The sequence below is a fragment of the Nocardia abscessus genome, assembly GCF_015477775.1.
GTDB lineage: Bacteria > Actinomycetota > Actinomycetes > Mycobacteriales > Mycobacteriaceae > Nocardia > Nocardia abscessus_A.
This window is the reverse complement of sequence record NZ_JADLQO010000005.1, coordinates 310,071-324,785: the sequence shown is the minus strand read 5'-3', so window position 1 is coordinate 324,785 and position 14,715 is coordinate 310,071. Positions and strand designations below refer to the sequence as shown.

General features: G+C 67.6%; 7 protein-coding genes (1 of these 7 cut by a window edge). All 7 read left to right on the top strand.

All coding sequences use genetic code 11. The features are described 5' to 3' along the window. Nucleotides 1-50: 50 nt before the first annotated feature. The gene (sdhC, locus tag IU450_RS16390) at nucleotides 51-449 is read left to right on the top strand and encodes a succinate dehydrogenase, cytochrome b556 subunit (RefSeq protein ID WP_181725561.1); all 399 of its coding nucleotides are present in this window, start codon (nucleotides 51-53) and stop codon (nucleotides 447-449) included. A 2-nt stretch (nucleotides 450-451) separates the two neighbouring features. Further along, nucleotides 452-883, top strand: a complete 432-nt coding sequence (locus tag IU450_RS16385; RefSeq protein ID WP_043687868.1) for a succinate dehydrogenase hydrophobic membrane anchor subunit — start codon at nucleotides 452-454, stop codon at nucleotides 881-883. A 16-nt stretch (nucleotides 884-899) separates the two neighbouring features. Then, nucleotides 900-2,699: a succinate dehydrogenase flavoprotein subunit gene (gene sdhA, locus IU450_RS16380; protein WP_195150640.1), complete on the top strand. Its 1,800-nt coding sequence runs from the start codon at nucleotides 900-902 to the stop codon at nucleotides 2,697-2,699. Continuing rightward, entirely contained in the window at nucleotides 2,699-3,472 is a 774-nt protein-coding gene (locus tag IU450_RS16375; RefSeq protein WP_195150639.1) for a succinate dehydrogenase iron-sulfur subunit, read from the top strand. Before sdhA ends, IU450_RS16375 begins: the two co-directional genes overlap by 1 nt. 257 nt (nucleotides 3,473-3,729) lie before the next feature. Continuing rightward, the gene (locus IU450_RS16370) at nucleotides 3,730-5,406 is read left to right on the top strand and encodes a WXG100 family type VII secretion target (RefSeq protein WP_195150638.1); all 1,677 of its coding nucleotides are present in this window, start codon (nucleotides 3,730-3,732) and stop codon (nucleotides 5,404-5,406) included. Nucleotides 5,407-5,563: 157 nt separating this feature from the next. Beyond that, nucleotides 5,564-5,998 (top strand): YbaB/EbfC family nucleoid-associated protein, encoded by a 435-nt coding sequence (locus tag IU450_RS16365; protein WP_195150637.1) that lies wholly within the window; start codon nucleotides 5,564-5,566, stop codon nucleotides 5,996-5,998. A 164-nt stretch (nucleotides 5,999-6,162) separates the two neighbouring features. Next, a protein-coding gene (locus IU450_RS16360) for a LuxR C-terminal-related transcriptional regulator (protein ID WP_195150636.1) crosses the window boundary here: on the top strand, nucleotides 6,163-14,715 show its 5' end (the start). 41,886 nt of this gene lie beyond the right edge of the window; 8,553 of the gene's 50,439 nt are visible here — the first part of the coding sequence; it begins with the start codon at nucleotides 6,163-6,165; its stop codon lies off the right edge, out of view.

Genomic DNA, 14,715 nt, shown 5'->3' with positions numbered 1-14,715 from the left:
GTCGGACCTGCAACCGGGGTCCATCAACGACGTTGGAGGCATCGCACTCTATGACCACGATTGAAGCTCCGGCCCAGCCGAAGCGGAAGACGCTGTACCGAGGCGACCCCGGAATGTGGTCGTGGGCGCTGCACCGGATCACCGGCGTCACCATCTTCTTCTTCCTCTTCGTCCACGTGCTGGACACCGCCCTGGTGCGCGTGAGCCCGGACACCTACAACGAGGCGATCGAGACCTACAAGACGCCGCTGGTGGCGTTGATGGAAATGGGCCTGGTCGTCGTCGTGCTGTTCCACGCGCTCAACGGCGTCCGCGTGATCCTGGTGGACTTCTGGTCCAAGGGACCGAAGTACCAGCGCCTGATGCTCTGGATCATCCTTGCGATCTGGTTCCTGCTGGCCGTTCCGGCGATCGGACGCCAGTTCTTCTACCTGTTCACGGAGCACTGACAATGAGCGCACCTGTTCTCGGTAAGTCTTACGACCGGCCGGCCAGCCTGGATCTGCCCCGCTCGCCGCGCGCGCGCTCGAGCAACAACTTCGAGAAGTACGCCTGGCTGTTCATGCGCTTCTCCGGCCTGCTGCTGATCGTGCTGGTGCTCGGCCACATGACGATCATGCTGCTGCTCGACGGCGGTGTGAAGCGACTCAACTTCGCCTTCGTCGCCGGGCGCTGGTCCAGCCCGTTCTGGCAGTTCTGGGACCTGAGCATGCTGTGGCTGGCGCAGTTGCACGGCGGCAACGGCCTGCGCACGGTCATCGACGACTACTCCCGCAAGGACTCGACCCGGTTCTGGCTCAAGACCCTGCTGGCCATCTCGATGATCCTGATCATGGGCGTGGGCACCTACGTCATCTTCACCTTCGACCCCAACATCAGTTAGGAACAGGCCCCCTCGCATGAGTGAGCGCAGCGAACGAACCATCGGGACCGGGGAATCTCGGCCTGTCCAGGAGCACCGCTACGACGTCGTCATCGTCGGCGCGGGTGGCGCGGGCATGCGCGCCGCGATCGAGGCAGGCCCGCGGGCTCGGACGGCGGTGCTGACCAAGCTGTACCCGACCCGCAGCCACACCGGCGCGGCCCAGGGCGGCATGTGCGCCGCGCTGGCCAACGTCGAAGAGGACAACTGGGAATGGCACACCTTCGACACGGTCAAGGGTGGTGACTACCTGGTCGACCAGGACGCCGCGGAGATCATGGCCAAAGAGGCCATCGACGCGGTGCTCGATCTGGAGAAGATGGGCCTGCCGTTCAACCGGACGCCCGAGGGCAAGATCGACCAGCGGCGCTTCGGCGGCCACACCCGCGATCACGGCAAGGCCCCGGTCCGCCGCGCGTGCTATGCCGCCGACCGCACCGGCCACATGATCCTGCAGACGCTGTACCAGAACTGCGTCAAGCACGACGTGGAGTTCTTCAACGAGTTCTACGTGCTCGACCTGGTGCTCACCGAGACCGAGCGCGGCCCGGTCGCCACCGGCGTGGTCGCCTACGAGCTGGCCACCGGTGAACTGCACGTTTTCCACGCCAAGTCGATCGTGTTCGCCACGGGCGGCTCGGGCCGGATGTACAAGACCACCTCGAACGCGCACACGCTGACCGGCGACGGCATGGCGATCGTGTTCCGCAAGGGCCTGCCGCTGGAGGACATGGAGTTCCACCAGTTCCACCCGACAGGCCTGGCCGGCCTGGGCATCCTCATCTCCGAGGCCGTCCGCGGCGAGGGCGGCATCCTGCGCAACGCCGACGGCGAACGGTTCATGGAGCGCTACGCCCCCACCATCAAGGACCTCGCGCCGCGCGACATCGTCGCCCGCTCGATGGTGCTGGAGGTGCTGGAGGGCCGCGGCGCGGGACCGAACAAGGACTACGTCTACATCGACGTGACCCACCTCGGCGAGGACGTGCTCGAGGAGAAGCTGCCCGACATCACCGAGTTCTCCCGCACCTACCTGGGTGTGGACCCGGTGAAGGAACTGGTGCCGGTGTTCCCGACCTGTCACTACGTGATGGGCGGCATCCCGACCCGCATCCGCGGCGAGGTGCTGCGCAACAACAGCGACGTCGTTCCCGGTCTGTACGCCGCGGGCGAGTGCGCGTGTGTCTCGGTGCACGGCGCCAACCGTCTCGGCACCAACTCGCTGCTGGACATCAACGTGTTCGGCCGCCGCGCCGGCATCGCCGCCGCGGAGTACGCGCAGCGCAGCGAGTTCGTCGAACTGCCGGAGAACCCGGCGCAGATGGTGCAGGACTGGCTGGCCCAGCTGCTGAGCGAGCACGGCGACGAGCGGGTGGCCGACATCCGCACCGAGCTGCAGCGGTCGATGGACAACAACGCCTCGGTGTTCCGCACCGAGGACACGCTCAAGCAGGCGCTCACCGACATCCACGCGCTCAAGGAGCGCTACGCGCGGATCACCGTGCAGGACAAGGGCCGGCGCTACAACAGCGACCTGCTCGAGGCCGTCGAGCTCGGCTTCCTGCTCGAGCTGGCCGAGGTCACCGTGGTCGGCGCGCTCAACCGCAAGGAATCGCGCGGCGGCCACGCTCGCGAGGACTACCCGGACCGCGACGACGTGAACTTCATGCGGCACACGATGGCCTACAAGGAGGGCTCGGATCTCCTCTCGGACATCCGCCTGGACTTCAAGCCGGTGGTGCAGACCCGTTACGAGCCGATGGAGCGTAAGTACTGATGACTGCTGTTGCCGAAGCACCCTCTTCGCAGAAGCCCGCTCCGGTCCCCGAGGGCTCGGTGATGATCACCGTCAAGGTGGCTCGCTTCAACCCGGAGGACGACAAGGGCGCGCACTGGGAATCCTTCCAGGTGCCGGTCCTGTCGACCGACCGCTTCCTGAACGTGCTGATCTACATCAAGTCCTACCTGGACGGCACGCTCACCTTCCGCCGTTCCTGCGCGCACGGCGTCTGCGGTTCGGATGCCATGCGGATCAACGGTGTCAACCGGCTGGCCTGCAAGGTGCTGATGAAGGACATGCTGCCCAAGGGCGGCAAGTCGATCACCGTCACCGTCGAGCCGATCCGCGGCCTGCCCGTGGAGAAGGACCTCGTGGTGAACATGGAGCCGTTCTTCGACGCGTTCCGCGCGGTGAAGCCGTACCTGATGACCTCGGGTAACGAGCCCACCCGCGAGCGCATCCAGAGCCAGGCCGACCGCGCCAGGTTCGACGACACCACCAAGTGCATCCTGTGCGCCTGCTGCACCACCTCCTGCCCCGTGTACTGGAGCGACGGCAGCTACTTCGGCCCGGCCGCGATCGTGAACGCCCACCGCTTCATCTTCGACAGCCGCGACGAAGGCGCCCGCGAGCGCCTCGACATCCTCAACGACGTCGAAGGCGTCTGGCGCTGCCGCACCACCTTCAACTGCACCGACGCCTGCCCCCGAGGCATCGAGGTCACCAAGGCGATCCAGGAAGTCAAGCGAGCCCTGCTCTTCACCCGCTGACCCCCGGCTAGCCGAAAGCGAAGGCCGCCACCATCCCAAGATGGTGGCGGCCTTCGCCATTCGCGACCTCAGCAGAGCAGGCAGCAGTAGATCACCGAGTGGGCCGCAAGCGGCGTTCCCGCAGACGGGAACACCAGCGAACGTCGCTTATGCTTCGGCTCGGGTCGGCCTGGCGCGTGGCCGGTTCGCCGATGCGCGACGTCCCGTTCAGCAGCCGAAGACGGCCGGGCCGTCTCGATATCGACCTAGGGGGTCGCGTGGCCGAACCACTGTCGGTCGACCTGGCCCAGCTGCGCGAATCGGCGGCGGAGTTGCGGCAGGCGGCCGAAGACGCCGAACGGATGGCGAACGAGCTGAAGGCGGCACTCGCCCACGAGGGTGAGTTCTGGGGTGACGACGAAGCCGGCGAGACGTTCGCACGCACCTACAAGCCCGGTGCCGACCGTACGTTGGAGGGGTTCGACGACCTCGTCGCGGACATCCGGGCGATGAGTTCCGCGATGAAGCATGCGGTCGATGCGTTCGAGGACGGGGACCGCTACGGCGGAAGAAACATCCGAAACTCGGCCCACGATGGCATCCCGCACACGAACGCACCGAGCCAGAACCGGTCGGCAGGACCAATTCCGCAGGCGATGTCAACCGAATCCCCCAGCACCACAGACGATTCCGCACGGCCGCCGGGCACGTCCGATCGCCCGGCGAACGGAGACTCCGTCCGTCCGCAGTCGGACACCCCGAACGACCGCGGCAGCGTCGATACCCAGCAACCCCCGGCATCCGGCCGGCAGCCCGCGGAGTCCGGACAGCAACCTCCGGAATCCGGACGGCAACCTACGGAATCCGGACAGCCGGACGATACGACGGACAATGCCCCGGAAACCGAATCGCCCGATGACACATCCGGCGACCAACCCCCGGCAGCCGAGGCCAGATCGCCGGTGACGCCCGGTAACGGCGCAGAGCGACAGGGCGCGCCGGCGAATACACCGACGGGGAAGCAGGAGGGTCCACAGACGATGCCGGGCGGCCGCAACGGCTCTGGCAAGCCGTCGGCGGATACGCCGTGGTCGCGGAACGGGTCGGGCACCCCTTGGGCAAAGGCTCCGCGCCCCTCCGGCGCGCCGGCGAACGAAACCCCGCCTCGGGTATCCCCTCCACGCACCCCGGACCGCCCGCCCGCGGGCAAGAAGCCGCAGCCGGCTCCGAAACGTCCCGAGCAGAAGCGGCCCCCGAAACAGGCAGGCGTGCGTGCGAGCCGAGCAACCGATGCCGAGGCCATACGGATCGCTCGGGAGCTGGCCGCTCGGCACAACATCGAGATCGTCGGATTCGACGCGGCGGGTATCGCCGCGGCAACGGTCCAGGACATCGCCGATGCTGTCGACACCGTCCTCCCGCGGATGCCGGCCGTGCTGCGCGGCATCGAGATCCGGGATATGACGGGTTCGCTATCCGCGGTCGAGAATCGCAGCACGGCAGAGGAATCGGGGGAGGTGGCGCCGTGGATCGTGCTGGCTCGCACTGCTGTGATCGATCCTCGGATGTTGACCGGCGGTTCCCGGGCGACTACCGGATCCGGTCCCCCACGGCGACCGATGTATGCCGCGATCCTGCGGGAACTCGGCGCCGCGGTCGACCTCACCGGCGGGTTCCGGGCACACAGGGAGGCGCAACGCGCGCTCATCACCGAATACGTGCGGATCAACGACCCCCGGGGTGAGACGCTGAGCCGGGTGGTCGCCGGCTACAAGCGATGGCGGGCGCAGGTCGGCGACAACTGTTTCGAGCAGGGTCTGTTCGTTCCGGGCAGGGCGCTGGCCGAGGGATTCGCCGCGGTCGAATCGAGTGAGGACGAGGCCAACGACCCGCAGAAGGTGCTGGGTCGGCTGCTGGTGGTGATGTCGCGTGCGGCGTTGCCGGACCGGCAATGAGACCCGTTTCCGCCGCCGGAACGGGCGGCGTCTGGTTCGTCCCCCTTCCCACCAGCGGTGAGAGTTGCCACGCACCTGTCGGTCATCATTATGGGCACGTTCGGAGGTCCGCGGTCGTCGCTGTCCGCTGAGGGTTTCGAGTCGGAAGGTTGTCGGCATGGATCGATGGGAGCGCGAAGGCCTGCGCTCGGCCAACTACGGCATGCGCAACCAGCTCGAACATCTCCTCAACTCCTTCGAACGTCAGCAGGGCCGACTCGCCGATGTGTTCCGAGAACTGGAAAATGCTCGTACGCAGACGAGTTCTCCCGACCAATCGGTAGAGGTGACCGTGGACGCCGCCGGAGTGCTGACCGACCTGCGCCTCACGGCCGCGGCAATGCGCCAGACACCGGAGCAGTTGAGCAGGGCGATCGTAGACGTCGCTCGGGCCGCGGCGCGCCAGGCGCAGCAGCAGACCGAGGCCCTCGCCGCACCCGTCGACGCCGAGTTCGACGACCTGCCCGACCTGCCCGATATCTCGCCGGATGCCCCCAGCCTCAACGAGATTCGCGCTTACTTTCGCGGGGACAACGAAGATTCCCCGAGGTAGTACCCGGGCCGCGTAGTGCAGACGATGCTGCGTAATTGCCGACGACCGGAGAGGAACTTCCCGCCGGCGGGAGGGCATGGGATTCGGGTGCGACCGTGCGATGCCGGCAACCGTAGCGTTCACGGAGCCCCTTGCCGGATACGCCTCGACGAACGCGAGCGCACATGACGCTACGTTTGCCGGACTGGCTCCCCCCGGCCGTAGTGATGTGTGTCGCCGGGCACTTCCCTCTGGGCGACGAGGACGCGGAACGACGCGCCGCCGATGCCTGGTCGGATAAGGCCGAATGGTGTCGTGAGCAGGCTGAATATCACGAAGCCAAGGCAGTGCCGCCCGAGGGCTCACACGGTGACACCGTCGCCGCGATCGCCGACAATCACCGGCGCACGGCCGATCGCTTCCGACAGCAGGCCACCAACTGCGACAGCCTCGCCAGGCAGCTCTACGAGAGCGCCAACGCGACCGAGCTGCAGAAGATGGTCATCATCAGCATGGCCGTGATCCTGGCCATCCAGCTGGCCCGGTGCGCACTGATGTTCGCGGCCGGTGGTCCGATCCAGGCCGCCGTAGCACAGATGGCGACCCGAACCGCGGCGCAGCGCGCGTGGATGAGATTCGTGGCATTCCTTTCCGGACGCGGTGCGGAACTTGCCGCGGAACGCGGCTCGATGGTGCTGCTGCGCAACGGAGTCGCGATCGGGGTAGCACTGGGCGGCGGCACCCAAGCCGGCGCCCAGGCGATTCAGGTCGCCAAGGGCGACCGCGAACAGATGGATTGGAAGTCGGTCGGCGTGGCAACGGCCGCAGGCGGTGTCGGTGGCTTCCTCGGCATGCTGTTCGGACTCTGGGCCGGGCCGAAGGTCGCCACCATCGGCGCGAACGCCAACAGCACCGCGGGACGGGTGGCCCGGCAGCTCGCCGGCACCACCATGGTCGGCGCCGGAGCCGGAGCCGTCGGCGCTCTCGGCGGCACCGCGGTCTCGCTTGTGCTGTCGGATCAGCCGTTCAGCCGCAAGGCCTTCACCGAGGGCCTGATCCCCGGTATCGGTAGCGGATTCATCGGCGCGGCAGGTTTTGCGGCACAGGGGATGCGCAGCCGGGCACCACTTCCCGACACGACTGCCGAACCCGCTGTCGCACCGGAGGTCACCACGGCCGAAGCGTCGCCTGGTGCGCTCGTCGACGCACTGCGCTCGCATGGCATCGTCACCGCCGACTTCGATCCGAACAACCCCTCCCCGGCCCATCAGCAACAGCAGATCGACAATCTTGTGGCGCTGCTGCGCCAAACGGGGGCCATCGCGGACGGGCCGGCCCGTCCTGCGCTCCCATTGAACAGTGCCGATTGGCAGCCCTCGAATCTGCCGAACGCATTGGCCGACAACCTCAACCCGGTCAAGTCCGTCAAGCCTCCCTCGGACGCGATGGCCACACCTGCGGATCCGGCCCCTGCGAGGACAACGCCGGACTCCGACGCAGGCCGTCAACCATCTGATGTGTCGCCGTTGAAGGAGCACAAGCCGCGCCCGGAGCAACCGTTCTCCGTCCCGAACAACAGCATGGACTGGGAACCCACAGGCGTGCCCGGCGTGCTGGTCGACAACGTCAATCCGGTCAAGAACGTCACCTTCCCGGCCGCCGCCATCCCTACCACCGTCAACCCGGTCGGCGTGCCGAGCATCGGGACGGATCTGGCGCCTGCGGAGGCTCCGGCGTCACGGAATGCTCCTGCCGCACAGACGGATTCCGAGGTAAACGGCGCCGCTAAGGCTCCTACCGACGGTGAACTGCCACCGGCACCGCGCGACTCGGACAACAACGCCGCCGAGAACGCGGGCACGGCACGGAAGACCACCGAGCATGATCACCGTGTAGCCGGCCCTGACGACTCCACGCGGCCGCACCCCACGGATACCGGCGAAGGCAGCCCTCGACCTCGACCGGCCGAGGCCACGCCCGGGTCGGCTCACGGCGACCGGCATCGGGTCGTCTCCGAAAACACGTCGCCGGTACCGCAGTCCACGCCGGAGCACGCCGCGGTGCCGGACAACGCCGCCGCCTCGGCCCGGCCACACCCCAGCGGCCGGGACACGGCGGGTGAGGGGCCGAGCGGGCGACGCCGCGCCGTCGCGGATGCCCGCAGCGACGATCCGGCAGCCGGGCCGTCGGAACCGGTTCGGCATCGAGGTGTCGCAGCGGACGAGGAATCCGGTCCGCAACCCGTCACGACCGACCCGCACGACGCATCGGCGCAACGCAGTCCGATCGCGTCGGCGACCGAGGACCAAGGAGCACAACGGGTTCCTGACGCAGCCGCCGAACCCGAACCGGCCGTATCCGAGCTGGTACCGGCGGCGGCGCACAAGGATTCGGCCGACGGCGGCCTGTCATCGGACCACGACGTGTCCCCGGGAATGACGGTCGTCACCGACCCTGCCCCCGCTCCACACCGCGGCGATTCCGGTCCGCGTGCCCCCGGCGCGGACAGGCTCGCGGACGCGGCCGGGCAGCAGCGGCAGACCGCGCAGCCGACGGGCGGCCCAGCGCGACCGGCCGCTGGTGTCCAGCCCGGCGCACCCGCTGCCGGTGGTCCGCCCGCTGCTGCCGGAGGCAATCGGCCGCCACGCGTCTCGGCTCCGAAGAATGCTGCTGCAGAGCGCCCTCCGGCCGTCGAACCGGCCGAAGGAGCGCGCGGGCATGCCGAGGACGGCTCGGCACCACCCGGATCGACGACGGCTCACGCCACCGAGAATGGCAACCGGAACACGCCGCCCGCGGCAGGCAAACCGGAATCGGAGCACGGCCGCACGGCCGACGGCGGCACGAATGAGCAACAGGTCAAGGCTCATTCCGACGACGCGGACGCACCAACACCCCAGTCCGAACCCGAGCACCCTCGCGCACAAAATGACTCGGAGGCGCCGCCCGCCGCTCGCGATGAAGACCCAGCCGCGGCCGCACGCGCCAAGGCGAGAGCCGAAGTAGAGCAGCGCATCGCGGCAGAGCGCGAGCAGAACGAGCTCGTGCGCGAACACCACCGGCAGCGTGTCGAAGCGGCGGCCGAGCGCGAGCAGGCCGCGCATGCCGCGCTGAAGCGGCAGGAGGAAGCCGTACGGGTGGCGGAGGAGCATGAGCGGGCCACCCGCCTCGGCCTCGGCGACAAGATGCGCGATCTCTTCGGGCGGGGCACGGCGGAGGATCGAGTGGCCGTCGAAGCCGCGCGGGCGGCTCAGGAACAGCTCCGGCAGGCTCGGACGAAGTTGGCCGAGTGCCAGGATGCGTATGACGCGTCGGTGGCCCAGCACGACGCAGCGGCGCAGGCGAGAGCCCGTGACCTGGTGGAAATCTCGGACAACGCGGGCCTTTCGCTGATGAACGACTACGAGGCTGGGGTGCTCACCGATCGCGGCGCCGTGTTCGACGTCGTTGCCCAGGAGCGAGTACGCGCGGCCCTGGATGCCGGTCGCGCCATCGGGGCGTTGCGAGAGCCGGGCAGCGCGGCCGACGGTACGAGCCCGCTGGCGAACGCATCACCGGAGTCGTTGGTCGACACGATGGTGCGGGGCTCCAGGGAGGATCGCGTCGCGGCGATGACGGAATGGATTCGCCGGGGTGACGACCGGCATCGGCTGGTCCGGGAGACGCAGGCCGCGGCGTTCCTGCTGCTGGAGCACGGTCCGGTCGATATGAAGACCGGCGAGGGCAAGACCATCGTCATGGTGATGAAGAAGGTGGCCGACGCCATCGATCACGGCACCGCACATGCATGGACCAGCAGTGACCTGCTCGCCGGTGAGCTGGCCGGTGAGCTGGAGGCGTTCGTGGCGCGGCCGGAGTCGGATACGGGAATCGATGTGGTCCGGATGGATCAGGACGGCCCGCTGCCGGATCCGGTGCCCGGCCGTAGCCGGATCGTCGTGGGCACGAAGGAGGACTACCTGTTCCGCGCGTTGAAGGTCGCGGATTCGATGATGAACGACCTCGCAGCCAGTGGCATGTCACACCAGGAGGTGACGACACTGCGGGACTTCCTCAACACGAAACCGTCGATCGATCTGATCAAAGAAAGGCTGGATACCGCGGCATCCGACCAGGGCCTGGACATCCGATACGATCCGTTCCCGGCGGGCAAGCTCACCATCGACGAGTTCGACACCATCTTCGACGGCAATTCCGAGTGTGTGCTTTCCCCCGGCGCTGCGAAGGAAGCCACACCCGAGGTCGTCGCCGAACTGCAGGGGGTTTGGGATCGATTGATAATCGCAGAACGTGAGCACGGTCTGACGGCTGCGGATTTCAACAGACCTGAGAACACCCGGGGAATGTGGGCAGCGGAAGCGACCCTGGCAGCTGTCGCCAAGCTCGACAAGGTGGCGGGTGAACCCGTCACCGTCTCGGAGCTGAAGCTTTACGCCGATGCCGCCAACGCACGCTGGGGCCTCGAGAAGGGGACACACTACGTCACGAGGGCGGACGAGGGCGAGGGCGCGAAGATCGGTATCCTCGCTCACGAAACCAACGACAAGGCGATGTGGGACAGGACGAAATCGACCGAAGTGCGTTGGCAGGACGTCGGCCAGTTCGTGGATCTCAAGGAAGGTCTGCCGGTCCGGGCGAATCAGGAGCATTCGTTGCGGATGTCGGACCAGCAATTGATCGGCAGCGCAATGCTGTTCGAGCCGTCCGGTTTGTCGGGGACGTTGAAGGGTGTCGAGGGCATCACCTATGACCTGTACGGTGTGGGGCCGGTGCCGGAACTGCCGACCTTCTATACATCGCAACGGATCGTGGAACCACCGAAATTCTACGAGAATACCCACGCGAAACTCACGCAGCTGGCTCGCGACATCCTGACGGATGCGAGGGTTGTCGACGGGGAACAAACGGGTCGGGCGCAGTGGATCGTGTGTATGGACAACGGCGAAATCCGGGGCGACCCGCAAGCCGGACGGATCGGATTGGTCGACCTGCTCCGCACAGCGGCGAAGGAAGAACACGGCCCGGAATTCGAGCTCCAGTTCGAGGTGGTCGATGCGGAGTTCTACGCCGAGCACGGCGGTAGCAATGCCGACGCCGAGGCCCTCGTCCGGCAGAAGATCGACGAATTCGGGGACAAGGGCACCATCTATATCACCAACAAGGACGGCGGCCGCGGCGCCGACCCGACACCGTCGAAGGATGTGATCGAGCTCGGCGGTGTCGACGTCAAGGTCAGCGGCGGGCCGTCGTACTCCGAGCGGGTCAACGATCAGGTCGATGGTCGCGGCGCCCGGGGCGGATCCGGTGACGACCGGGAGCACGGTGGCACCCCGGGCTCGGCAGTGCACTACGTCTCCCCCGAGGACTTTCTGGGCCGCGTCACCGACCACGGCGTCACGCAACAGATCGTCCAGTACAAGGAAGCCGTCAAGGCGCACCGAGCCGCCCAGGAACAGCACGAAGCCCTCGGCACCGCGGCCACCCGCATCGAACTCAACAGGGCCGAAACGGCGCTGCGAAACGCTGAGTCCGACTTGTGGAAGCACGCCGTCCCGGCGATGAAGGACGCCGTCGAGACGAATCAGCTGGCCTCCAAGTACGCGAGCGCCAACCGAGCCAACGCCCCGCCCACCGACGCACATGGCACTGCGACCCAGCAACCCCAGCATCCCCCTCCCCAGACCGCAGGTACGGCGGCTCCGCATGCGACCGGTCCACATGCGACCCCGCACACACAGCACGCCCCTGCCGCCACCCACAACGGCACCCCCGTCCCGACCGCCGCCGGCCTCGCTGCCGGAGCCACATCCACCCTGGCTTCCGGTATCCCACCGGTCGCGCCCAACCTGCGTGACGAGCACGGCGACAGCACCCTCCGCCACCTCCTGGAGCTGCTGGACGCACCCGGCGGACAGGCGGCCGCGCCGTTGCTGCCGGTGGCGCAGGCGATCCGCGACGCAGCGTTCGATCAGGTCGAGTCGCAAGGGATCCCCATCGGGACCGACGTCGCCGACCACTTGCGCGAGACCGCACGAAATCTGCTGGACACCAGCCTGAATCAACTCGATCCGGCGCAGCGTCGGTTCGTCACCGATGCCGGGACGGCGTTGCAGCAAGGACGTCGGCTCGAAGACGCGCAAACCGCAGCCGTCGCCCAGTTGGTTGCGCAGGTGCCGACCGCCCAGCCCCTCCTCGCGGCAGCTCCGGGTACCACCGTCCCGTTCGACCAGTTGCCCGCCAGCGACCGCACCGAGATACTGCAACGGGCGCAGCAGGGAGACCGGTCCGCCGCGCAGACATTGGACCGTCATTTCGGCCCCGCCACCGCCCAGGCCATGGGTACCGTACTCAGCCGGGATGCGGAGCAGGGCACCCCACCCACGCGAATCCAGCTCCTGGCGCACGCCGTCGCCCGTGCCACGCTCGGCGCCGCCGAAGCCGGTGGCTGGCAAGTCCCCCCCGGCGTCGACATCGGCGACTGGCTGCTCGGCGAAGCGCAGGACACGTGGCTCGACAGCCTCAATCAACTGAATCCCGCGGTACGTCGACTCGTCAACGAAGCGCTCGATTCCAAATCCCGCAGCAACGACCTCACCGACGCTCAGGTCGCCCTGTTCGGGTGGGTCGCGCAGGAGATCGCAGCACGGGCGGCCGATTCGACGACCCGGCACCGGAAATCCTCGGCCGAGAACCGCGACCGAGCGAACCCTGCGAGAACAGCCGAGGCCGATCGAAAAACCAAGCAAGCCATCGCCCGGCAGTTGTTCGAGACGTTCGACATCGAGGTGCTCGGACTGGACAAGCCGGAGATCTCCGTCGACACGGCCCTGTCGATCAGGAATGCGATCGTCGATGGTTTCGCCGCGGACCGCTCGATCGACCTCGACGTCATACTCATCGCTCCGATGCGCGGCAATACGGGCGCCTGCATCTGGACTGCCGATGGCGTCGACGCGACCGCCCCGATCTGTATGGTGCTGAACGAGAACCTCTTCGGGGACATGGAGCATTTCCGGGCGACCATGCACAACGCTGTGCAGGCGGGCCGACTGAATGCCCCGACCGGCGATCCTGCGTACGACGCCATCAGCCATGAGATGGCTCACCTGCGAGACCAAAACGCCCGGAAGGGCCTCTATGACAAACGGCCGATGGACCATGCGCGAATCGGACCTATCCAGGAAGAGAGCTCCAGGGACTCGAAAGAGGCACGGGCCTTCGGTTTCCTGTACACGCATTTCGCTGAACTGAAAAGATTCGGTTCGCTACCGCCCGAAACCGAATTCGATGATTGGCTGGGGCAGCTCGACGCGTACAGCAGCAGCCGGAAGAAGCCGCGGGATGAAGAGGAAGACCGCCTGTTCAGGGCCTTCGAATCGTGGTTGAGCCGATTCGAGAGTCGCGCGGACTTCGACGCATGGCTGCGGGAATCCGGAATCTCACGCAGCGACGGCGCCGAGGTTCCGGGTGCGCGGCGCCCGGCCGACCGCGCTCGTGCGGAAGCCGACGACGAAGCGGGCTGGGTCGACCTCGAGACCGTATACCACGTGTGGTTGCAGCAGCTCGATGACACCACGAACCAGCGAATACGCAAGGGCGAGGTGCGCATACGGTCTCGCACCGGTCCGGACCCGGATGCGGCGAGGCTCGGGCTGGATGCAGAGAAGCTCGAACTGGGCGCACTCAAAGTATTCAACCCAGCGGAGGCGCTGGCCGAGGCGAGCAATGCGTTCGGCCGGAGCGCACCGGCGGACCCCACACACCCGGTCTACGCACTGCAGGCATTGCTCCGGGGAGTTCCGTTCGCCCAAGTCCTGCAGGACGCCACACAACGCAACGCCCTGGCAACAGCCAACTACCGCGGGCCGGTCCCGGCCGCCTCCGAGTTCCGCCCGAGCATCGCCGCGCAGGGCCGGGCCGCATCCCTGGCCGCGGGATGGCGCGCGAAATCCCCCGCTGCCCGCGCCGCCTACGCGGAACGGCAAGTCGCGTACTTGAACCCCGACAGCGGTTTCGTGCTCGACGAGCTGGCCCGGCTCCAGGCGCAGCAGCGCGCCACCGTCGCATCGTCCCCGGATCACACCGCACAGGCTCCCGAGCAGACAGCGCCCCAAGATAATTCAGCAGCAGCGGTGGCAGCCGGACGAGCCGGCCACCGGTCGGTGTTCCCGCCGGCGTTCTGGCAGCAGCTCGGTGAGCCGCGCGCGCGGGCGGCCGCTCCTGCGCCGATCCACCTCGATGATCCAGACGATGCGCGGCCGGGCTCGACGCAACCCGGCCCGGACTTGCCGACTCCTCGCTCGGCTCCGACGTCGCGGCGTGCTTCTTTCGACAGCTTCCGGCAGCAGATCTTGGCGATCTACGTCGCTGGTCCATCGACCGAACGGAATAATGCGGTAGCCCGCGCGCTGGCCGACGCCGCCCCCGAGGATCTGCAGCGCGCTCTCCGCGAGGCCGGGCTCGACCGGAACCAGCAGCAAGTACTCCGCCAGTTCTGGCCAGGCCAATCGGACCGGACGGCCGAAGCAGTGCTACCGGCTCCCGGCGAGGACATGGACCCGCTGCTGTGGGCTCCGATTCGCAAATTCGCCTCGGCAGTCGCTCAGGTCCGGGCGGCCGGGGAATCTCCCGCACAGGTGGCTCCGGAATCGGATCGAACCGAATCCGACGATCCGATCCCGGGCAGCGGCGGACTGACCCCCCGGGAACTCGAGGTGTTGCGCCTGAGTGCACGCGGG

Bases quoted from the DNA above. Each gene is read 5' to 3' on its own strand.
- sdhC (WP_181725561.1), top strand. From the start codon at position 51: ATGACCACGATTGAAGCTCCGGCCCAGCCGAAGCGGAAGACGCTGTAC.
- IU450_RS16385 (WP_043687868.1), top strand. From the start codon at position 452: ATGAGCGCACCTGTTCTCGGTAAGTCTTACGACCGGCCGGCCAGCCTG.
- sdhA (WP_195150640.1), top strand. From the start codon at position 900: ATGAGTGAGCGCAGCGAACGAACCATCGGGACCGGGGAATCTCGGCCT.
- IU450_RS16375 (WP_195150639.1), top strand. From the start codon at position 2,699: ATGACTGCTGTTGCCGAAGCACCCTCTTCGCAGAAGCCCGCTCCGGTC.
- IU450_RS16365 (WP_195150637.1), top strand. From the start codon at position 5,564: ATGGATCGATGGGAGCGCGAAGGCCTGCGCTCGGCCAACTACGGCATG.